This window comes from Archangium minus (genome assembly GCF_044360475.1).
GTDB classification, from domain to species: Bacteria; Myxococcota; Myxococcia; order Myxococcales; family Myxococcaceae; genus Archangium; species Archangium minus.
This window is the reverse complement of record NZ_CP043494.1, coordinates 7,287,783-7,307,913: the sequence shown is the minus strand read 5'-3', so window position 1 is coordinate 7,307,913 and position 20,131 is coordinate 7,287,783. Positions and strand designations below refer to the sequence as shown.

Genomic DNA, 20,131 nt, shown 5'->3' with positions numbered 1-20,131 from the left:
ATGCCAAACGTTGGTACCAACCGGCGGCTCGTGGTGGACCTCCACTGCCACGCCATGAGTCTCGACGTGGAGCGGCTGGTCGCGGACCGGCCAGAGAAGAAGGCAGAGCCTCAGCTTCAGCTCCGAGCCCAAGGTGAGGCATCCACGGTGCACAACGCCACCGTCATGCTTCCCCAGGCGATGCCCAAGCTGACGTCGATCGAGCTCCGCCTGCGGGACATGGACGCCATGGGCGTGGACGTCCAGGTGGTCAGCCCTTCACCCAACCAGTACTACTACTGGGCGGATGAGGAGCTCGCCCGCGAGGTCGTGCGGGTCCAGAACGAGCACATCGCCGCCCTGGCGGACAGCCACCCGCGCCGTATCGTCGGGCTCGGCACGCTCGCGCTGCAGCACCCCAGGCTCGCCGTCGAGCAACTGGAGCACGCCGTCCGTCGCCTCGGGCTGCGCGGCGTCGAGGTGTCCTCGGCGGTGAACGGGCTCGAGCTGTCCGACAGCAGCCTGGAGTCGGTCTGGGCCAAGGCGGAGGAGCTCGGCTGTCTCGTCTTCCTGCACCCGTTGGGGACGTCGCTGGGGGCGCGCCTGGACCGCTACTACCTGTGCAACACCGTGGGTCAGCCGGTCGAGACCACGGTGGCGCTCTCGCACCTCATCTTCGGCGGGGTGCTCGATCGGTACCCGGGGCTCAAGCTCTGCGCGGCGCACGGGGGAGGTTACCTGCCGCACTACCTGGGCCGCTCCGACCACGCGTTCCGAGTCCGCCCCGAAGCTGGCCATCTCAAACGCCAGCCCTCCGAGTACCTGAAGCGCATCTGGTTCGACACCGTCGTTCATGACCCTGGGGTCCTGCAGCGCCTCATCGACGTCGTCGGGGCCTCGCAGGTGGTGATTGGTACCGACTATCCCTTCGACATGGGCGCCTACGACGTTCAGGGCCTGGTGGATGCCGTGCCGGGTCTGAGCGATGCGGAGCGCGCCCGGATCCTCGGCCTCAATGCGGCCGACCTGCTGGGCCTGAAGCCCACGCCGTCAACCTGAAGAGCCAAGGAGACATCCAAGATGACCCGTGTACGCAAGGTATTGATTGTCGGTGGTGGAATCGGCGGACTCTCGTTGGCCTCGGGCTTGCGAAACCGTGGCATCGAAGTCGACCTCGTCGAGGTCAAGAAGGAGTGGACCGTCTACGGCGTTGGCATCATCCAGCAATGCAACGTCATCCGGGCCATGGCCCAGCTGGGGCTGGCCGACCGCTTTCTCGGCGCAGGATTCGCGTATGAGAATGTTGGGCTCTACACGGCGGAGGGTCACCTTCTGCAGATGCTGCCCGGGGTGCGCGCGGCGGGGCCGGAGTACCCGGCCAACCTGGGCATCTCCCGGCTGGCCCTTCATCAGGTGCTCAGCTCCACGGCCGCGGAGAGGGGGACCTCCATCCGCCTGGGCCTCACCGTCGAGCACCTGGCGCAAGACCCCGAGGGCGTGTCGGTCACGTTCACCGATGGCACGCAGGGCCGGTATGACCTCGTCGTGGGTGCCGATGGGCTCTTCTCCAAGGTCCGGAGCATGGTCTTCGGGAAGGAGCTGAAGCCGCGCTTCACGGGACAGGCCGTCTTCCGCCACAACTTCCCGCGTCCGCCCGAGATCGACCATCTGGCGGCCTTCTATGGGCGTCATCACAACGCCGGGCTCTGCCCCCTTTCCAAGGACCTGATGTACCTGTTCGTGACCTCCTCGGAGCCCGGGAACCCGTGGATGCCAGAGGTCCGGCTCGCGGAGCTCATGAGGGATCGCATGAAGGAGTTCGGCGGGATCATCGGCCGGTTGCGAGACCAGATCACCGACCCGAAGCAGGTTGTCTACAAGCCCATGGAGGTGATCTTCGTCCCCGAGCCCTGGTACCGGGGCAGGGTGGTGTTGATCGGTGATGCCGTGCATGCGACGACGCCGCACCTCGGGCAGGGGGCGGGCATGGCCATCGAGGACGCCGTGGTGCTCTCGGAGCTGCTCGAGGAGGAGGCTCCGGTGGAGGCGCTCTTGTCCCGCTTCATGCAGCGGCGCTACGAGCGCTGCAAGTTCATCGTCGAGAGCTCGATCCAGATCGGTGATTGGGAGATGCAGGGCGCGTCCAACGCCGACAGGACCGGGATCGTGAAGAAGATGATGGAAGTCACGGCTCAGCCCATTTGAAAGGAATTGCCCATGACGTCCCCCGTCCGTCGCGTCGTGACCGGTCATGATGCACAGGGAAGATCGATCGTGGTTTCCGACGGTGCCCCTCCCGTCGTCATTCGTGCGAAGGAGATTCCGGGACTGGCCTTCCATGAGATCTGGGCGACGATGAGCACGCCCGCGGCCCTCGAGGGAGAGGGCGAGCCGACGGCGAAACGCGGAATCCCACCGCCGCCCAACGGAACCGTCATCCGCATCGTCGACATACCGCCTGACAAGCCGCTCGAGGCGGACGCGGCCAGGGCGTCGTTCGAGTCCCTGGGTTCGAGTCACAGCGCGACGGCCGAGGCGGCCTCTCCTCATCCGCTGATGCACAAGACGGAGACGGTTGATTACGGCATCGTGCTCGAAGGCGAGATCGTGCTCGTGCTCGATAACGAGGAGCGAGTTCTCGGGCCCGGGGACATCGTGGTCCAGCGCGGCACGAATCACGCGTGGGCCAATCGCAGTGGCAGATCCTGCCGGATGGCGTTCATCCTCATCGACGCTCGCGTGGAGCGGAAGGGCTGACACGTCATGAGCCAGCCGCTCATCTACAACCGCCGCATGCCGATGGGCTTCGGTCCATCGGCGGGGCCTCGCTGGATTCCGCCCCCCTTCGTCTCGGATCCATCGCGGAGCCCGAAGACCACCCTCGCGGGTGTCAACGCGCGCGCCGAGCGCTCACGCCTCGAGGCGTTGCTGCCTTCGGGCCTCCAACTCGATGGCGATGGCATCTTCACGGTCGAGGTCCACGTCCTCGAGGAGATCGAGTGGCTCGCGGGTCGCGGCTATAACATCCTCGCGCTCTACATTCCGGTCACGTATCGCCTGGGACGTAATGAAGGGCGGGGCCGCTTCGTGCCAGTCATGTGGGAGAGCCTGACGGACCCCATCCTCACCGGAAGGGACGAGCTGGGTGCGAACAAGATCTACGCGGAGATTCTGCCACCGCGGGTGCTCTCTGGGCGGACGCACTACAGCGCGAGCTGGCTCGGCTTCCGCTTCTTCTCGATGACCCTGGAGGGGCTCGCAACGCCTGGCGAAGCCTCGCCCGTGGGTTCCGCGAGGCCGCCGCTTCATGACGGCGTCGTGAGCCACAAGTTCGTTCCGCGTACCGGCTCGCCGGGAGAAGCGGACGCCGATTACCTGACGCTCTGGCCAGCACCCACCGGGCCGGTGTCACTCGAGGAGGAGTTACGAGGAACGGGCCAGTTCGCCTTCACGCGTGCCACCTGGGAAGAGCTACCTACTCAATTCCATATCGTGAACGCGTTGGCCGATCTCGGAGAGCTCGATTTCCTGGGCGCGTTTCACGCCAGGACGAGGGGCGGCGGAAATTTCTCGGACGTTCGCATTCTCAACGGGTGAGGATTGCTGTTCGTCGCGACCTGGCTCTGCTGAAGTGCCATGGTGCCTTCAACGAGCAAATGGGGGGAACACACCCTGCTCGTCAGGAGGCATCCAAAGATGGCCCGTGTACACAAGGTGTTGATTGTCGGTGGTGGAATCGGCGGACTCTCGTTGGCCTCGGGCCTGCGAAACCGTGGCATCGAGGTCGACCTCGTTGAGGTCAAGCAGGAGTGGACCGTCTACGGTGTCGGCATCATCCTGCAATGCAACGCCATCCGGGCCATGGCCCAGTTGGGCCTGGTCGACCGCATTCTCGATGCGGGGTACGCGTACGAGGGCATGGGCCACTACACGGCGGAGGGTGAGTTTCAGCGGATGCTGCCTGGGGAGCGCGCGGCGGGACCGGAGTACCCGCCCAACCTGGGCATCTCCCGGATCGCCCTCCACCAGGTGCTCAGCTCCACGGCCGCGGAGAAGGGGACCGCCATCCGACTGGGCGTCACGGTCGAGAAGCTGGCTCAAGACCCCGAGGGTGTGTCGGTCATGTTCACCGATGGCACGCAGGGCCGGTACGACCTCGTGGTGGGGGCCGACGGGCTCTACTCCAAGGTCCGGAGCATGGTCTTCGGGAAGGAGCTGAAGCCGCGCTTCACGGGACAGGCCGTCTTCCGCCATAACTTCCCGCGCCCGCCCGAACTCGACCATCTCGCGGTCTACTACGGGCACCATCACAACTCCGGGCTCTGCCCCCTCTCCAAGGACCTGATGTACATGTTCGTGACGTCCTCGGAGCCTGGCAATCCGAGAGTGCCGGAGGACCAGCTCGCGGAGCTCATGAGGGATCGCCTGAAGGAGTTCGGCGGGCTCATCGGCCAGCTGCGAGAGCAGATCACCGACCCGAAGCAGGTCGTCTACAAGCCCATGGAGGTGATCTTCGTCCCCGAGTCCTGGTACCGGGGCAGGGTGGTGCTGATCGGCGACGCGGCCCATGCGATGACGCCGCACATCTCGCAGGGGGCGGGCATGGCTGTTGAGGATGCCGTGGTGCTCTCGGAGCTCCTCGCGGAGGACGCTCCCGTGGGGGCGCTCTTGTCGCGCTTCATGCAGCGGCGTTACGAGCGCTGCAAGTTCATCGTGGAGAGTGCGATCCAGATCGGCGAGTGGGAGATGCAGGGCGCGTCCCACGCCGACCGGAGCGGAGTCGTGAAGAAGATGCTGGAAGTCATCGCCCAGCCCATCTGAACGGGTGGCGTTGACTTCTTGGGCGTCAGCATCCCCACCGAGTGAGGATGCTGTTCGTCCAGCGGTACGGCGCTGTTAGCCGAGGTTGTGGAAGACGCGCTGGACGTCCTCGTCCTGCTCGAGCGCGTCCACGACCTCGAGGACCTCGTTGGCCTTGTCCTCGGGCAGCTCGATGAGGTTCTGCGCGATGTACTCGGACTCCGAGGAGAGGGGCGTGAGCCCCCGGGCTTCGATGGCGGACTGGAGCTGCCCGAAGTCGTTGAAGGCGCAGCGGATGATGATCTGCTTCTCGCCCTTCTCGCCGGTGCCTTCCCCCATTTCCTGCAACCCATGGTCGATGAGGTCCAGCTCGAGCGCCTCCAGGTCCAACCCCTCGGGGGCCAGGCGGAAGACGCCCATGCGCTGGAAGAGGTAGTTGACGCTGCCGGTGGTGCCCAGGTTTCCGCCGCCGTCCTTGAAGTGCATGCGGACGTTGGCCACGGTCCGCACCACGTTGTCGGTCGCGGTCTCCACGAGGATGGCGATGCCGTGCGGCCCATAGCCCTCGTAGAGGACGACGTCGTAGTCCTTCGCGTCCTGGCCGCTGGCGCGCTTGATGGCGGCCTCGACCTTGTCCTTCGGCATGTTCGCGGCGCGGGCGTTCTGCAGCGCTCGGCGGAGGGCCGGGTTGTTGTCCGGGCTGGGGCCGCCGGCCTTCACGGCGATGGCGATGTCCTTGCTGATCCGCGTGAACATCTTCGCCATCTTGTTCCAGCGGGCGAACATCGTGGTCTTGCGGGTTTCGAAGATGCGTCCCATGATCAGTGTCTCTTAGCGCCTGCTCAGGAAGCCTTCCAGCACTCCGGCGACGTTGGTTCCAATGTCGTCCACCGCGTAACCGCCTTCCTGCACGAACACCGTCGGGAGCTTCAGCTCGGCCAGGCGCTGGCCGATCAGCGGGTAGTGGGAGGTGGCGAGCTTGAAGGAGCTGATCGGGTCGCCCTCGTAGGTGTCGACGCCGAGCGACACCACCAGGGCATCGGGCGAGAACCCGCCGATGACATCCATCGCCGCGGACAGGGTGGGGCCGTACTCCTTCCAGGTGGTGCCACGGGGCAGCGGGAAGTTGCGGGTGTAGCCCTCGCCCGCGCCTTCACCGCGCTCGTCTGCATAGCCGAGGAAGTAGGGGTACTCGGTCTCCGGGGAGCCGTGGATGGACACGAACAGCACGTCCGAGCGCTCCCAGAAGATGTCCTGGGTGCCGTTGCCGTGGTGGTAGTCCACGTCCAGCACCGCCACCCGCGCGAAGCCGTGATCGCGCAGGTACTGCGCCGCCAGCGCCGCGTTGTTGAGGAAGCAGTAGCCGCCGTACAGGGCGTATCCCGCATGGTGTCCGGGCGGACGGCACAGGGCATAGGCGCTCTTGTCGCCCTCGGCGACCCAGGCCGCGGCGGTCAGGGCGCACTGGGCGGCGGCGAACGCGGCCTCCCACGTGCCCTCGACGATCGGCGTGCTGGCATCGAAGGCGTAGTAGCCCATCTTGCCGTTGATGCCGGAGGGGATGTGATCACGGCGCAGGCTCCGGGCGGGGAAGCCGCTCGGCAGCATGAAGCCTTCCTTGCCGGCCGCCCGCCACTCCTCGTGAGCGGTGCGCAGGAACTCGACGAAGTGGGCGTCGTGGACACGCAGGAGCGACTCCAGCGCGAACGGGCGTGGCTCGCTCACGTTGAAGCCCGCGCGTTCCACCGCCTTCAGGATGTAGTCGGCACGCACCGGCATCTCGAAGCACGGCACCAGCTCGCCGCGATGGAGTTCCTTGCCACCGTCGTGGCGGGCATGCAGGGCAGAATGAGCGACTTTCACCGGGAAGGCTCCTCCGTTCGAAGGCGGATGGGCGGGACTCTGGCAAGCACTCCGTGGGAAGCGCAAGACCGGGCGCCTTCCGGCCGGTCGAGGCCTTCGCGGGCGAGCCGCATCCCGTGCTCAGGCTCGGCGCAGGGTGATGACCGTCAGCTCCGCCGGAGCGCCCAGGCGCGCGGGTGGACCCGTGGTGCCGGCACCGCGGTTTACGTAGAGCCACGAGCGGCCCTTTCGGTACAGCCCCGCCACCCAGACGGTGACAAACCGCCCCAGCGAGAGGCGGGGGACACCCGGGACGCCGAGCTGGCCGCCATGGGTGTGGCCCGAGAGCGTCAGCTCGACCTCGCGGGCCTGTGCCTCCGGGAAGAGGTCGGGATCGTGCGCAAGCAGGATCGTTGGGGCCCCCTCCGGTCGTGCCGCGAGGGCCCGGTCTATGTCGTCCCGCGAGGTCCAGGTGTCGTCCACGCCCGCAACGTAGAGGCGCGCGCCGCCCCGCTCGATGACTTTTCCCTCGTTGCGCAGCACGTTGAGGCCGTTGCGCCTCAGCTGGCGCACCAGGTGCTCTCCGTCCGTGAAGTAGTCGTGGTTGCCCATGCAGGCGAAGGCGCCGTTCTTCGCCCGCAAGCCGCCAAGCGCTCGAGCGACCGCCTCCACGTGTGAGGAGCCATGGGTGATCAGGTCTCCTGTGACGGTCACCAGGTCCAGGTTCTGTGCGTTGAGGCGCGCCACCCAGGAGGCGACCCGCTTCTCGGACGCGTACGGGCCACAGTGGACGTCGGAGAGCTGGCCAATGCGGTAGCCGTCCAGCTCTGGAGGCAGTCCCTCGATTCGCACCGCCCGCCGGCGCAGCCTCGGACGGCCGAGGACCGTGTCTACCCCCATGACCAGCGCGATCGCCCCGGCCAGGCCCCAGGCCACCCCGAAGGGAGTTCCTGCCCGGACCGCTAGCGCAGCGGGGAGCATGAGCACGTCAAACACCGCGCAGGCCGCCCACCAGCCCAGCGCCAGATAGGTGGACAGCGCGGGCTCCGTGGTCGCCCAGGGCGCGTGGAGTTGGCGCAGGTACGGGGGAGAGACCAGCACCGCCACCAGCGCAGGCACGGGCGTGCGGGTGTGCCAACACAGCCAGAGCACTGCTGGGAGCTGCACCACGGTGACGAGGACGGCCGCTAGGAGCTGAAAGCGGTTCCGGAATCGGGCTCGGCTGGACATCGAACCCTTCTTGTAACGGGTTCGCGCTCGTTCCGCAGGGGCGGTGACGAGTCCCTTGAACGCCGAGAGGGCCGCGGATGCGAGTCTTGTAGACCCTCACCCCGGCCCTCTCCCAGAGGGAGAGGGTGGTCCTCTCCCCGATGGTTGGCGATGGTTGGCGGATTACGCCTCGCCGCGCTCCTCACGCTTGCGATCACGCTCGGCCCGGTAACGCTCGCCCGAGCTCAGCGCCTTCTTGCGCATGCGCACCGACTTCGGCGTCACCTCCACCAGCTCGTCGTCCGCGATCCACTCCAGCGCCTTCTCCAGCCCCATCTCGCGCGGCGGCGTCAGGATGACGTTCTCGTCGCGGCCCGCGGCCCGGATGTTCGTCAGCTTCTTCTCGCGGCAGGCGTTCACGTTCAGCTCCGACGGGTGCACGTGCTCGCCGATGATCATCCCCTCGTAGATCGTCACGCCAGGACCCACGAAGAGGTGGCCACGCTCCTGAATGCTGAAGAGCGCGTAGGGCACCGTCTCGCCCAGGCGGTCCGACACGATCGCGCCGTTGGCCCGCTTCGGGATGTAGCCGAACCACGGCTCGTACCCGTCGAACTGGCTGCTCATGATGCCCTCACCACGGGTGATGGTGAGGAACTCCGAGCGGAAGCCGATCAGGCCGCGCGCCGGAATGCGGAACACCAGACGCGTGCGCCCGCCGCCCAGCTGCGACATGTCCGTCATGCGGCCCTTGCGAGGCCCCAGGCGCTCCGTCACCGCGCCCACGCTGCCCTCGGGCACGTCGCAGAACATCAGCTCCATCGGCTCGTGCAGCACGCCGTCGATCGTCTTCGTCACCGGCTCCGGGTTGGAGGCCGTCAGCTCGTAGCCCTCGCGGCGCATCGTCTCGATGATGACCGCGAGCTGGAGCTCGCCACGGCCCACCACGCGGAAGGCGTCCGGCGTCTCCGTGTCCTCCACGCGGATGGACACGTTCCGGTAGGCCTCACGGTACAGGCGCTCGCGCAGGTTGCGGCTGGTGACGTACTTGCCCTCCTTGCCCGCAAGCGGCCCATCGTTGACCTTGAAGATCATCATCATCGTGGGCTCGTCCACGGTGATGCGCGGCAGCGCCACCGGCTTCTCCGCGTCGGCGATGGTGTCGCCGATGGAGATGGACTCGATGCCTGCGATGGAGACGATCTCTCCGGGGCCGGCGTCCGCGATCTCCGTGCGCTTGAGACCCTGGAAGCCGTAGAGCTTCACGATCTTGCCCTGCTCGATCTTGCCTCCGTCACGCATCACCGCCACGGGCATGTTCGGCGCGAGGCGGCCGGCCTGCACGCGGCCCACCGCGAGGCGGCCCACGTAGTCGTCATAGTCCAGGTTGGCCACCAGCAGCTGCAGCTGCTCCTGGGTCGGCGCCGGCGGGGGCGAGATGTGCGAGAGGATGGCCTCGAACAGCGGCTCCAGGCTCTTGCCCGGCTGCTCCAGCGAGGGCGAGCTCTGGCCCTGGCGGGCGATCGTGTAGAGCACGGGGAACTCGAGCTGGTGCTCGTCCGCGCCCAGGTCGATGTAGAGCGAGTAGACCTGATCCAGGATCTCCTTGGGGCGAGCGTCCTGGCGATCGATCTTGTTGATGACGAGCACCGTCTTCAGGCCCATGCCCAGCGCCTTGCTGAGCACGAAGCGCGTCTGGGGCAGGGGGCCTTCGGCCGCGTCCACCAGGAGGATGACGCCATCCACCAGGCGCAGACCGCGCTCCACCTCACCGCCGAAGTCCGCGTGGCCCGGGGTGTCGATGATGTTGATCTGCTTGCCCTTGTAGGTGACGGCCGTGTTCTTCGCGAGAATGGTGATGCCCTTCTCGCGCTCGAGGTCGTTCGAGTCCATCACCCGCTCGGTGACGGCTTCATTGCTGCGGAAGATGCCCGCCTGGCGGAGCATGTGGTCGACGAGGGTGGTCTTGCCGTGGTCGACGTGAGCGACGATGGCGACGTTGCGGATGTTCTCTCGAGCAATCATTAGGCGAGGCGTGCCGGGGTTGAACCGGCGATGAAAATCGTGAAGGGGGCAAAGGCGCCCAGGCCCCGCGTAGGGGACCCTGTGTGAACCTCACAGGAACGCGGAGGGCGGGCGCTTATATGCCGTGGGTCTTCCACCTGCAACGTGGCTGGAAGAAAGGTACGCGGGCAGCCGGCCGGAAGCCTCAGTTGGCTCCCCGGAATTCACGCCTTCGTTGCAGCCGAAAGAGGGGCGAGCCCCTTCTTCTCCTCCTACCGGGTAGGCGGGGAGACGACATCCGGCACGCCAAGACGGTCCTCCCGGTAAGGAGCCGGCGGAGAGGCGGGCAGGTGCTCGCGGAGGAAGCGCTCCACCCGGAGCTCCACCAGGTCGCGGTGCTCCAAGGGGGCGGCGTGGGTGCCCTGGGGCACCATCATGAACTCGGCGTCGGGGATGTGGGCGGCCATGCGCCGCGAGAGCCACGCCGGGGTGAACTTGTCGTGCTCGCCCGCGATGATGAGGGTGGGCACGTCCACGTGGGGCAGGTGATCCCACGCACTGTGAGTAGAGGCGGACTCCAAGGTCCGGACGAAGACCACCGGATCCATATTGGCCAGGTGGGTGAAGTAGGGGACGAGGTCGCTCTTGGAGAGCAGCGAGCGGTTGAGCTCCACAGAGAGGGCCACCTGCATGGCCAGCTCCGTGCTCAGCAGGGCGCGGGTGAGCCGGGCAACGGGCTGAGGGAAGCGCTCCACGGTGAGGCGGATGAAGGGGAAGAGCCGCTTGAGCCAGTTGGCGTTGTGGAAGGTGTCGAGCGGGTTGCCGTAGCTGCCGCAGATGAGGACGAGCCCCTTCATGCGGTAGGCGTAGCGGCGGTGGAACTCGAGCGCCACCTGCACGCCCATGGAGTGGGCGAAGAGCACGGCCTGATCGATGCCCGCGGCGTCCATCACCCGGTTGAGATCGTCGCAGGTGTAGAGCATGCCGATGCGCTCGCGATCCCGAGGCAGGCCCGAGCGGCCATGGCCTCGGTAGTGCCAGCGCAGCACGCGGTAGCGCTGCTCCAGATAGGGCGCCAGGTACTTCCAGACGAAGCCGTCACAGCCCAGGCCGTCGCACAACACCATCCCCGGCTCGCCCTCGCCCTGCACCTGGTAGTACAGCGCCGCCCCATCAGGGACGGTGAGGTAGTCCTGCCGGAAGTAGTGGCTCATGCGCTCACGCGTCTGCCTCGGCATCGGGCGGGAGGCCCTTGTCGAGGCCGTACTTGGCGATCTTCAAGATAAGGTTGGACCGGCTGATGCCAAGCTCGCGAGCCAGCCGGCTCTTGTTGTTGCCAGTACGCAACAGACCTTGGTGGATCATCTCACGCTCCAGCGTCTCCACGGCCTCATGGAGCTTGCCGGTGGCGCGGGCGGTGAGCATGGAGATGCCGCCAGGCGTCACCGCGTCGCGGATGCGGCTGGAGATGAGCTCGGCGGGCAGGAACTCCAGATCGCCACCGAGGACGAGCAGCCGTTCAATTTCGTTCTCCAGCTCGCGCACGTTGCCCGGCCAGGCGTACATGCTGAGCAGGGCCATGGCCTCGGCGGAGAGGCTGCGGGCGCGCTGGCCTTCGCGGTGGTGCTTGCGCAGGAAGTGGTCCACCAGCAGCGGCAGATCGTCTCGGCGCTCGCGCAGCGCGGGCAGGTGCACGCGGATGACGTTGATGCGGTAGTAGAGATCCTCGCGGAACTCGCCGCGCTTGACCATCTCGCCCAGGTCCTTGTGGGTGGCGGCGATGACGCGCACGTCCACCTCGCGCGGCTCTGTGCCACCCACGGGCAGGAAGGTGCCCTCCTGCAGCACGCGCAGCAGCTTCACCTGCAGGGCAGGGGACATGTCCCCCACCTCATCGAGGAAGAAGGTGCCGCGGTCGGCCACTTCGAAGAGACCCTTCTTGTCGCGCATGGCGCCCGTGAAGGAGCCGCGCATGTGGCCAAAGAGCGCGCTCTCCAGCAGGTTGTCGTTGAAGGCCGAGCAGTTCTGCACCACGAAGGGGCCGTGACGCCGCGGGCCGTTGGCGTGGATCGCACGCGCTACCAGCTCCTTGCCCGTGCCCGACTCGCCGTTGATGAGGACCGTGGCCTCCGAGTTGGAAACCTTCTCCAGCAACTTGAAGATCTCCTGCATCGGCCCGGAGCGGCCGATGATGTCCTCGAAGCGGTAGTTCTCGCTGTCCTGCGAGAGCGACTGGAGGCTGCGCTCCTCCTTACGGACCCGCTCGGCCTCGAAAGCAGCGATCTCGTTGGCGCCATACTCGAGCAAGTCCGCCAGCTTCTCCAGGTTGTCGTCGCCCAGCACGGGCAGGCGCTCTACCGCGCGCTCCACTTCGGGGCTCGACGGCTGCAGCTCGCGCAGCCGTACCTTGAGCGCCTCGCGCTCCCGCTCCGAGAAAGGCTCGCGCAGGAAGCCCTCCACGAACAGAAAACCTTCGTACTCATCGCGGATGTAGATCGGCGCGCCCACCAGGCTGAACTGGAGGTGGCAGGGCTGGGTGAGCGCGCGGCGCAGGCGTCGGTTCGCTCGGAATTGCTCGTGGAGCTGGCGCACCGATTGGTTGCAGCGCCGCAGGCCCTCCCGCGAGTTGAGCGAGAGGCGGCAGCACTCGTTGGGAGTCGGCGGAATATCTCCGCCTCTCAACCAATCCATCACCATGCCGTTGCGATCCGCGAAGTGGAGCTCCGCCCTCCACCACTTGCGGATGATTTCCCGCAGCATGATGATGGTGTGCAGGTTCTGGTGCCTCTCGAGGTCCATCTGCCGTGCCTTGGGGATGATCAACAGGGGGGAAAAACCTTGAACCTACGAGGTTTTTGGACTCTAGCTTCTTGGCACGTCTCCGTGGAGGAGCGTTCTCACCTGAACTTTTTGTGACCACATCTCCCCACATGCATCGCGAGTCCGACCATGACCATGACCACGCGCACGAGGATGAGTGCGGGGGCCATGGGCACGCGCACGGTCACGGTAAACCCGTACGGCGCTCGTCTTCTTCCTTGAAGGAGGAGCGGAGGAAGGACCGCACGCGGCTGCTCTTCGCGCTGGCGCTGACGGGCACCATCGCCGTGGCGGAGGCGGTGGGGGGCTACATCACCAACTCCCTGGCCCTCATGTCCGACGCGGGCCACATGCTCACGGACATCAGCGCGCTGGGGTTGAGCCTGCTGGCGCTCTGGTTCGCGGGAAAGCCGGCGGATCTGAAGAAGACGTACGGCTACTACCGCATGGAGATCCTCAGCGCGCTGCTCAACGGCGTGTTGCTGCTGGGCATCACCGGGGTGATCGTGGTGGAGGCCTGGGAGCGCTTCCGCGCGCCGGCCGAGGTGCGTCTGGGGCCCATGGCCGTGGTGGCGACGATCGGCCTGCTGGCGAACCTGGGGGCGCTGGGCTTCCTGCATCAGACGCACTCGATGAACGTGCGGGGGGCCTTCCTGCACGTGCTGGGTGACGCGCTCTCCAGCGTGGGCGTGCTGGTGGGCGCCGCGGTGATGTGGCTGACGGGCTGGTACGTGATCGATCCCATCATCTCGGTGGTCATCTCGGTGGTCATCGTGGTGGGAGCCCTGAGGCTGGTGCGGGACGCCGTGGACGTGCTGCTGGAGGCGGTGCCGTCGCACGTGGACATGTCGGTGGTGAAGGAGCTGCTGCTGAAGGTGCAGGGGGTGCGCGACGTGCACGACCTGCACGTGTGGACCATTGCGAGCGGCATGTACGCGCTCTCGGCCCACCTGGTGGTGGCGGATCCGATGGTCTGCAACAACGATGAGATCCTCTCCGCCGTGAAGCACGAGCTCTTTGATCGGTTCGGCATCGACCACACGACGATCCAGATCGAGAGCGAGACCTATGCCCATTTGGGCGAGGTGCACTGAGGGGTGTGGGGCTGAACGAAATCCCCCACATCCAGCTTGCAGCCCCCCTCTGGAGCAGATGATTCTCGGCTTCGGATGAACGTGCTCGACAAGGTGCTGACGCTCAGGCCGACGAGCGTGGTGGCTCGGCTGGGGACGGCTTCGAGGCTCCCCGTGCTCAACCCCCGCGAGCTGCTGAAGGCGCTCGACAAGGTGCCGGCGGCGCTGCCGTGCCTGCCGGTGCCGATCCGGCCCATGCTGCCGGGGCTGCTGGCTGCGGCGCGGGGCGAGGACGCGGTGATGGGGCTCTTGTGCCCGCATCCGCTCGCGGACCGGGGCGCGGCCGAGCGCTTCGTGACCGCAGTGCAACAGGTGGCGGAGGCGGATGGTCACAAGCGCCCCCTCTTCCTGCAGGCGGGGCCGGTGCGGGTGCCGAAGGCGGAGCCGGAGGCGCTGGGGCTGCTCCAGGAGGGCCTCTTCCGCCTGGTGGACGCGGGCTTCTCGCTGGTGTCGCTGGACGTGACGCGGCTTCCGGCAGACGCCGCGGTGGAGGCGGTGCGGAGGCTCTCCGGGCCCGTGGTGGAGCGAGAACTGGCGCTGGAGGTGTCGCTGCCGGCGGGCTCCGAGGGCGATGAGCTGGAGGGGGGCCGCGCGTTGCTGGAGGGGCTTCAGCGGCAGGGCGTGAGCGTGCGCTTCCTGCGGATCTCCGCGGCCGTCCTGAGCGAGGAGGACCAGGACGTGCAGTTCCTCCGGAGTCTGGTGGAGCTGGCGGGCCAGTATGGGGCGGGCGTGGCGGTGGGGGAGGCGGGGCGGCGCTCGGCGCGGGTGCTGCCGACGTATGTGGCGGCGGGGGTGAAGAAGGTGGAGTGCGTGGCGCCCTTCGAGCGGTTGGCGCTGGCCTCGTACCCGGACACGGTGCGCGCGAGCTTGGAGCAGAAGGCGGAGAAGGCGGGGCTGGGGGCGGGAGAATTGCTGGGCGTCGTGGGCGAGCAGCTCGCGTCGCTGGAGGCCCAGGATGCGTCGCGGCTGGAGGCGCTGACGTTCGCCGAGGCCTCCGAGGTCCTGGCGGCGCTGGGCGCGTCGCGGACAGGGTGGAAGTCCATGCTCTTCCTGGCGGAGAACCGGGGCGACTGATGCGCATCGTGGCGGGTAGTGCGAGAGGCCGGGCCCTGGCGGGCCCCAAGGCAACGTCGAAGCACATCCGCCCCACGGCGGACCGGGTGCGGGAGACGATCTTCAACGTGCTCGGCCAGTGGCTGGAGGGGCAGAAGGTGTTGGACCTCTACGCGGGGACGGGGGCCCTGGGCCTGGAGTCCGTCTCGCGAGGGGCCTCGAGGGCGGTGCTGGTGGACTCGGATCGCGAGGCGCTGTCCCTCTGCCGGGCGAACACGGACGCCCTGGGGTTTGGCGCGAGGGTGGAGATCCTCTCCCAGCCCGTGGAGCGTGCGTTGGAGACGCTCGGGCGCCGGGGAGACCGGTTCGAGCTCATCTTCGCGGACCCTCCGTACGCGGCCCGAGTGGTGGAGACGGTGCTGGAGGGGCTGGTGCGGCACGGGGTGCTGGCGCCCGGTGGGACGGTGGTCATCGAGCACGACAAGCGGGAGGCGGCCCCTGAAACCCACGAGGGTTTCGAGCGGGTGGACCAGCGTCGGTTTGGGGACACCCTGGTCAGTCTCTTCCGCATTGCTTGACCGCATGCCGTGGTGCGTCGAGACTGGGAGTGCATGCGCATCGCCATCTACCCGGGCTCGTTCGATCCGCTCACCAACGGTCACCTCAGCATCATCCAACGCGCGCTTCAGATGTTCGATCGTGTGATCGTCGCGGTGGCCGTGAACCCCAAGAAGGTTCCGCTCTTCTCTGAGGAGGAGCGTAAGGAGTTCATCCGTGAGGCCTGTCCGGATCCCCGGGTGGAGGTGGATGCCTTCCACGGCCTGCTGGTGGAGTACGCGAACCGGCGAGGCGTGAACGTGTTGCTGCGGGGCCTGCGGGCGGTGTCGGACTTCGAGTACGAGTTCCAGCTTGCGAACATGAACCGCAAGCTGGCCCCGGGGATCGAGACCGTCTTCATGATGACGGGCGAGGACTACTTCTACGTCTCGTCGAACCTCGTCCGAGAGGTGGCCTCGTTCGGCGGCAACGTGGAGGGGCTGGTTCCGCCCAACGTGTTGAAGGTGCTGCGAGCCCGGTACGGGAAGCAGGGCTGAGCCACCTGGGTGAAGGCTGTCCGTTGGTGCAGTGAGAGAGTGAAGCGAGCGCCGTACCGTTCCCGGGAGTGTCCGCGTCCGTTCACTCCCGGCTCCGGACTTCTTGTTCGCCCATGGGGCACATCACAGGGTACCGACCATGAAACTTGCGAATCGACTCAGTGCCATCAAGCCGTCACCCACGCTCTCGCTTAGCGCGAAGGCGAAGGCGCTGGTGGCCCAGGGTGTGGACGTGGTGAGTTTCGCGGCGGGGGAGCCCGATTTCGATACGCCGGACTTCATCAAGCAGGCAGCCATCGACGCCCTGAAGCAGGGCTTCACCAAGTACACGCCTACCTCGGGTATCCAGGAGCTGCGCGAGGCCATCTGCGCGAAGTTCGAGCGGGAGAACCACCTGAAGTTCGCGCCGGACCAGGTGCTGGTGACCGTGGGGGCCAAGCAGGCCATCTACAACACCTTCCAGGCGCTGCTGAACGAGGGTGACGAGGTCGTCATCATCGCGCCGTACTGGGTGAGCTACCCGGACATGGTGCAGCTCGCGGGCGGCAAGCCGGTGTTCGTGGAGACGCGCGAGGAGGACGGCTTCGCGCCAGACCCAGAAGCCATCCGCCGGGCGCTCTCGCCGCGCACCAAGGCGCTGATCCTCAACAGCCCGAGCAACCCCTCGGGCGCGGTGTTCTCGCGCGCCGCGCTGGAGGGCATCGCCCAGGCGGTGCGGGGGCACGACTGCCTGGTGCTGAGCGACGACATCTACGAGAAGCTGCTGTACCAGGGCGAGTTCCTCAACATCGGCAACGTGGCGCCGGACCTGCTGCCGCGGCTGGTGGTCATCAACGGGATGAGCAAGGCCTTCTCCATGACGGGTTGGCGCATGGGGTACGTGGCGGGACCCAAGTGGCTCACCTCGGGCATGCAGATGATCCAGGACCAGTCCACGTCGAACGCGGCGTCCTTCGCGCAGAAGGCGGCGGTGGCTGCACTCAAGGGGCCGCCGGACATTTTCGTGCCCATGGTGGAGGAGTACCGGGCGCGGCGGGACATGGTCGTGGACGCGCTGAACTCGATGGAGGGCGTGCGCTGCCGGAGCCCCGAGGGCGCCTTCTACGTGCTGCCCAACGTGAGCGGCCTCTTCGGGCGCTCGTACAAGGGCACGCCGGTGACGGGCTCGATCCAGATGTCCGAGATCCTCCTGAACGACTTCCGGATCGCCGCGGTGCCGGGCGCTCCCTTCGGTGCGGAGGGCCACATCCGCCTGAGCTTCGCGACCTCTCGGGAGCAGCTGCGCAAGGGCCTGGAGCGTCTCCGCGAGTTCACGGCCTCCGTGCGCTGAAGCGGCACGGAAGACTCACGGTGCGGCCCAGGAGCGCTCCCGCTGGAGCAGGGCACGCAGGTCCGCCACGACGTCAGGGTGCTTGGCGGATACCTCGTGCCGCTCCTCGGGGTCCGCGTGAACGTCATAGAGCTCCACTCGCAGACCTTGGGGCGTGGGCAGCTCGAGCAGCTTCCAGCGTCCGAAATAGAGGCCGCGGTGCTTGGCTTGTTGCACCGTGTCCTCCCACTCGGGCTTGAGGGCGATGTCTCCCGTGTCCGGGTCCACGGTCACGATGTCGTAGAGCCAGGGGTAGGGGATACGGAACTGTTGGTAGGGCAGCCCGTCCCGATCCGAGAACCAGAGGTCCGTCTCGATAAGTGCGGGCAGCTCGGGCAGCTCGGGCACGGCGTCACCAGGGGCCAACAGGGAGGCCAGAGAGCGGCCCTGGAAGCTTGTGGGTGCCTCGAGGCCCAGGAGCTCCAAGAGGGTGGGTGCCACGTCGATGGCGCGCGCACGGGTTGTGAGCTCGCGGCCCTCCGCCACCTTTCCGGGCCACCGCAGGATGAAGGGCACACGCAGGGCCTCGCTGCCCCAGAGGTGTTCTCCGTGGCCCAGGCCTCGATTCCCCTCGGCCAGGTGTTCACCGTGGTCTGAGAGGATGACCACCAGCGTGGAGTCCGCGAGGCCTCGCCGCTCGAGCTCCCCCATCACCCGTCCCACGAAGGCGTCGAAGGCGAGCACGCTCGCGTCGTAGTTCGCCACCAGTGCCGCCACATCCTGGGCGCTCGGAGTCGAGCGCGGCGCCTCCATCTGCGGTGTGGCCCCAAATCGCCACGGTCCGCGTTCGCTCGGCGCGAGGAAGCGGCCCTCATAAGGGTGCGGTGCCGCGTAGGGAAAGTGCGTGACTGAGGCGAAGATGAGCAGGGCGAAGGGCTCCTCCGAATTGAAGCGGTCGAGCGCACGCCGGGTGCTCGCCGCCAGCGGCGTGGGGTCGGTGAGCTCGGGAAATTGCTGGCGCTCGGGAAAGAGCGAGGGCAGGAGCGCAGTCCATGGCAGCAACACCACCTGGGTGATGAGCATGCGCTGGCGGATGAGCTCCGGGAAGTTGAAGGCCGGTGCTTGCACCTGATCGAAGCCCAGGGGCAGGCGCGAGAAGATGTCGCCCGCGTAGTCGGAGAGGACGGCCGTCTGCCATCCCGCCTCGCGCAACGCGGTGGCGAGCGTGGGAAAGGAGCTGGTGCGCGCTTGTGGGCCCACCATCGTGTGGCGGATGGGATGCTGCCCAGCCCACTGGGAGCTCAGCAGCGTGGTCCAGGAGGGCCCCGTGCGTGGCATCTGCACGAGCGTCTCCTCGAAGTGACTGCCCTCGCGCATCAGCCGATCGATGTGGGGCGAGGTCTGGCGGGGATAGCCGTTGCCCGAGAGGTGATCCGGCCGCAGCCCATCCGAGGCGAGGATGAGCAGGTTGGGGCTCGAGGACGTGGGCGCGGGAGGCTCCGGATTCCAGGCGAGGAGCAGACCCACCACTCCCGCTCCGACGAGGGCCACGCCCAAGGGCTTCAGCAGGCCCGCGCCGAGCTGGATGCGACGCCAGACGGCCGGGATGGGCGCAGCCAGGACGAGGAGCGCGGCCATGGCATGCCAGAGCGCGGGAGGCGTCTGGCTGACGTGCAGGAGGAGCGCCCGAGTCCAACCGGCTCGCTCGTAGAGGGTCGCGGCATAGAGGTGGGGGTGGTGCGCCATGTCTCCCAGGCAGGCCAGCAGCGCGAGGAGCAGGCCGCCGCCGAAACCCCACAGGAAGGCCCCACCGCGTCGCCTCGAGCCAAGACCCCAGGCGGCGAGCCCCATCACAAGCCCCACGAGCAGTCCCAGCACGGTATGGGCCGTGAGCAGGCGACCTACCTGGAGCAATACCTCGCTGCGCCACTCCCGCCACACCAGGGTCTCGAGCTCCGGGTTCTCGTTCCCCTGGTAGCCGAGCTGCATATTGAAGACGGCGCACAGCGTATAGAGGCTCAGGAAGACACTGAGTCCTCCTCGAATCGTCCAGACGAGCACACGCACGAAGGGGAGGGGGGACGGAGGCCTCATCTCTCCGTCAGCTTGTGCATCGTGGGAGGTACCTGGCACCCCCGGAAATCGGATTTCCGAGTCGACTCAATCCGTGTAGGCGAACGCCAGCCAGCCAGCGTCGGTCTGCCGGTAGAGGAGGACCGCCGCGTGTCCCGAGAGGTTGGCCACAGCGGCGTACACCTCGGTCCCGCGCGGGACGATGGCGCCGAGCCGGGCGGGCGGCTTGCCGTACTTCTTCTCCAACTCCGCGTAGGGGAGGACCTCGATGTCGTAGAGGGTGATGAGGTCCGTCCGCTTGTTACGGAGCTGTTTCACCCAACTCACGATCAGGGACTCCGGCGTGTCGAACCTGCGCTCCTCGAGCTGGAACGGGAAGGCGAGCATCGGCACGGTGCTGCGCACATCCCCCGTGAGCAGATAGCTGATCAGGTAGCGGGCCTCGTCGCGCAGTTCTTCCTGGATGCTGCCTGGTTGGGGGGCTGGAGCCGGAGCGGATGGGGCCGGAGCGGAAGGGCTGGGTGCTGTGGCGGTGGGGGCGGGTGCCGGAGCCTCGGGGGCTGGGGCTGGCGCCTCGGCCGCTGCCGCCTGTTTCGCACGGCGGCGGCGGGACGGCTTCTGCGCCGCGGGCGCCTCTTCAGCAGCTGCGGGAGCCTGCTCGGCGGCAGGCGCAGCGGCGGCAGGGGCAGGCTCGGCCGTTGGAGCGGCGGGAGCTTCCTGGGCCTCCTGGGCGAGGACGGGAGACGCGGTAGCGAGGAGCAGGACCAGAGACCAGCGACGCATGAAACCTCCGGAAAACAGAGCCCAGACTAGCA

General features: G+C 67.3%; 18 protein-coding genes. 10 read left to right on the top strand and 8 right to left on the bottom strand.

Features of this window, described 5'->3' with window-relative positions; translation table 11 throughout:
* From F0U60_RS29635 to F0U60_RS29615, 5 genes are all read left to right on the top strand, one after another.
* On the top strand, positions 1-1,038 hold the full coding sequence (locus F0U60_RS29635) for an amidohydrolase family protein (RefSeq protein ID WP_395804625.1): 1,038 nt from the start codon (positions 1-3) through the stop codon (positions 1,036-1,038).
* 21 nt (positions 1,039-1,059) lie between these two features.
* A complete protein-coding gene (locus F0U60_RS29630) occupies positions 1,060-2,184 on the top strand; it encodes an FAD-dependent oxidoreductase (RefSeq protein WP_395804623.1) in 1,125 nt (374 codons plus the stop codon).
* Between the two features lie 12 nt (positions 2,185-2,196).
* Positions 2,197-2,736 carry a cupin domain-containing protein gene (locus F0U60_RS29625; RefSeq protein ID WP_395804621.1) on the top strand — a complete coding sequence of 180 codons (540 nt, stop codon included), beginning with the start codon at positions 2,197-2,199 and terminating at the stop codon, positions 2,734-2,736.
* 6 nt (positions 2,737-2,742) lie between these two features.
* Entirely contained in the window at positions 2,743-3,576 is an 834-nt protein-coding gene (locus F0U60_RS29620) for an acetoacetate decarboxylase family protein (RefSeq protein ID WP_395804619.1), read from the top strand.
* Positions 3,577-3,675: 99 nt separating this feature from the next.
* Positions 3,676-4,800, top strand: coding sequence for an FAD-dependent oxidoreductase (locus tag F0U60_RS29615; RefSeq protein ID WP_395804617.1), 1,125 nt, complete (start codon positions 3,676-3,678; stop codon positions 4,798-4,800).
* Positions 4,801-4,875: 75 nt separating this feature from the next.
* Here F0U60_RS29615 and F0U60_RS29610 read toward each other — a convergent pair whose 3' ends face one another.
* From F0U60_RS29610 to F0U60_RS29585, 6 genes are all read right to left on the bottom strand, one after another.
* Positions 4,876-5,598, bottom strand: coding sequence for a YebC/PmpR family DNA-binding transcriptional regulator (locus F0U60_RS29610; protein ID WP_203405289.1), 723 nt, complete (start codon positions 5,596-5,598; stop codon positions 4,876-4,878).
* Positions 5,599-5,610: 12 nt separating this feature from the next.
* The gene (locus F0U60_RS29605; protein WP_395804614.1) at positions 5,611-6,642 is read right to left on the bottom strand and encodes a histone deacetylase family protein; all 1,032 of its coding nucleotides are present in this window, start codon (positions 6,640-6,642) and stop codon (positions 5,611-5,613) included.
* A gap of 120 nt (positions 6,643-6,762) precedes the next feature.
* Complete coding sequence (locus tag F0U60_RS29600) at positions 6,763-7,851, bottom strand: metallophosphoesterase (RefSeq protein ID WP_395804612.1); 1,089 nt, start codon at positions 7,849-7,851, stop codon at positions 6,763-6,765.
* A 162-nt stretch (positions 7,852-8,013) separates the two neighbouring features.
* On the bottom strand, positions 8,014-9,855 hold the full coding sequence (gene typA, locus F0U60_RS29595) for a translational GTPase TypA (protein WP_395804609.1): 1,842 nt from the start codon (positions 9,853-9,855) through the stop codon (positions 8,014-8,016).
* 251 nt (positions 9,856-10,106) lie between these two features.
* The gene (locus tag F0U60_RS29590; protein WP_395804607.1) at positions 10,107-11,048 is read right to left on the bottom strand and encodes an alpha/beta fold hydrolase; all 942 of its coding nucleotides are present in this window, start codon (positions 11,046-11,048) and stop codon (positions 10,107-10,109) included.
* A 4-nt stretch (positions 11,049-11,052) separates the two neighbouring features.
* Positions 11,053-12,633: a sigma 54-interacting transcriptional regulator gene (locus F0U60_RS29585; RefSeq protein ID WP_395825510.1), complete on the bottom strand. Its 1,581-nt coding sequence runs from the start codon at positions 12,631-12,633 to the stop codon at positions 11,053-11,055.
* A 113-nt stretch (positions 12,634-12,746) separates the two neighbouring features.
* On the opposite strand from F0U60_RS29585, the gene F0U60_RS29580 reads away from it, so the two are divergent.
* The 5 genes from F0U60_RS29580 (at position 12,747) to F0U60_RS29560 (ending at position 17,264) form a co-directional block, all read left to right on the top strand.
* Positions 12,747-13,748 carry a cation diffusion facilitator family transporter gene (locus F0U60_RS29580; RefSeq protein WP_395804605.1) on the top strand — a complete coding sequence of 334 codons (1,002 nt, stop codon included), beginning with the start codon at positions 12,747-12,749 and terminating at the stop codon, positions 13,746-13,748.
* 75 nt (positions 13,749-13,823) lie between these two features.
* Positions 13,824-14,861 (top strand): hypothetical protein, encoded by a 1,038-nt coding sequence (locus F0U60_RS29575; protein ID WP_395804603.1) that lies wholly within the window; start codon positions 13,824-13,826, stop codon positions 14,859-14,861.
* Positions 14,861-15,418 (top strand): 16S rRNA (guanine(966)-N(2))-methyltransferase RsmD, encoded by a 558-nt coding sequence (gene rsmD, locus F0U60_RS29570; protein WP_395804601.1) that lies wholly within the window; start codon positions 14,861-14,863, stop codon positions 15,416-15,418. Before F0U60_RS29575 ends, rsmD begins: the two co-directional genes overlap by 1 nt.
* Positions 15,419-15,451: 33 nt before the next feature.
* Entirely contained in the window at positions 15,452-15,934 is a 483-nt protein-coding gene (gene coaD, locus F0U60_RS29565; RefSeq protein WP_395804599.1) for a pantetheine-phosphate adenylyltransferase, read from the top strand.
* Positions 15,935-16,073: 139 nt separating this feature from the next.
* Positions 16,074-17,264: a pyridoxal phosphate-dependent aminotransferase gene (locus tag F0U60_RS29560; protein ID WP_395804597.1), complete on the top strand. Its 1,191-nt coding sequence runs from the start codon at positions 16,074-16,076 to the stop codon at positions 17,262-17,264.
* 15 nt (positions 17,265-17,279) lie between these two features.
* Here the strand turns inward: F0U60_RS29560 and F0U60_RS29555 are convergent, their stop codons facing one another.
* Positions 17,280-19,337 (bottom strand): sulfatase, encoded by a 2,058-nt coding sequence (locus tag F0U60_RS29555; RefSeq protein WP_395804595.1) that lies wholly within the window; start codon positions 19,335-19,337, stop codon positions 17,280-17,282.
* 66 nt (positions 19,338-19,403) lie between these two features.
* Positions 19,404-20,099 (bottom strand): hypothetical protein, encoded by a 696-nt coding sequence (locus F0U60_RS29550; RefSeq protein ID WP_395804593.1) that lies wholly within the window; start codon positions 20,097-20,099, stop codon positions 19,404-19,406.
* Positions 20,100-20,131: the final 32 nt, after the last annotated feature.

Bases quoted from the DNA above. Each gene is read 5' to 3' on its own strand.
- F0U60_RS29635 (WP_395804625.1), top strand. From the start codon at position 1: ATGCCAAACGTTGGTACCAACCGGCGGCTCGTGGTGGACCTCCACTGC.
- typA (WP_395804609.1), bottom strand. From the start codon at position 9,855: ATGATTGCTCGAGAGAACATCCGCAACGTCGCCATCGTCGCTCACGTC.
- F0U60_RS29625 (WP_395804621.1), top strand. From the start codon at position 2,197: ATGACGTCCCCCGTCCGTCGCGTCGTGACCGGTCATGATGCACAGGGA.
- F0U60_RS29575 (WP_395804603.1), top strand. From the start codon at position 13,824: ATGAACGTGCTCGACAAGGTGCTGACGCTCAGGCCGACGAGCGTGGTG.
- coaD (WP_395804599.1), top strand. From the start codon at position 15,452: ATGCGCATCGCCATCTACCCGGGCTCGTTCGATCCGCTCACCAACGGT.
- F0U60_RS29555 (WP_395804595.1), bottom strand. From the start codon at position 19,337: ATGAGGCCTCCGTCCCCCCTCCCCTTCGTGCGTGTGCTCGTCTGGACG.
- F0U60_RS29550 (WP_395804593.1), bottom strand. From the start codon at position 20,099: ATGCGTCGCTGGTCTCTGGTCCTGCTCCTCGCTACCGCGTCTCCCGTC.
- rsmD (WP_395804601.1), top strand. From the start codon at position 14,861: ATGCGCATCGTGGCGGGTAGTGCGAGAGGCCGGGCCCTGGCGGGCCCC.
- F0U60_RS29615 (WP_395804617.1), top strand. From the start codon at position 3,676: ATGGCCCGTGTACACAAGGTGTTGATTGTCGGTGGTGGAATCGGCGGA.
- F0U60_RS29610 (WP_203405289.1), bottom strand. From the start codon at position 5,598: ATGGGACGCATCTTCGAAACCCGCAAGACCACGATGTTCGCCCGCTGG.
- F0U60_RS29590 (WP_395804607.1), bottom strand. From the start codon at position 11,048: ATGAGCCACTACTTCCGGCAGGACTACCTCACCGTCCCTGATGGGGCG.
- F0U60_RS29630 (WP_395804623.1), top strand. From the start codon at position 1,060: ATGACCCGTGTACGCAAGGTATTGATTGTCGGTGGTGGAATCGGCGGA.
- F0U60_RS29585 (WP_395825510.1), bottom strand. From the start codon at position 12,633: ATGGACCTCGAGAGGCACCAGAACCTGCACACCATCATCATGCTGCGG.
- F0U60_RS29620 (WP_395804619.1), top strand. From the start codon at position 2,743: ATGAGCCAGCCGCTCATCTACAACCGCCGCATGCCGATGGGCTTCGGT.
- F0U60_RS29560 (WP_395804597.1), top strand. From the start codon at position 16,074: ATGAAACTTGCGAATCGACTCAGTGCCATCAAGCCGTCACCCACGCTC.
- F0U60_RS29600 (WP_395804612.1), bottom strand. From the start codon at position 7,851: ATGTCCAGCCGAGCCCGATTCCGGAACCGCTTTCAGCTCCTAGCGGCC.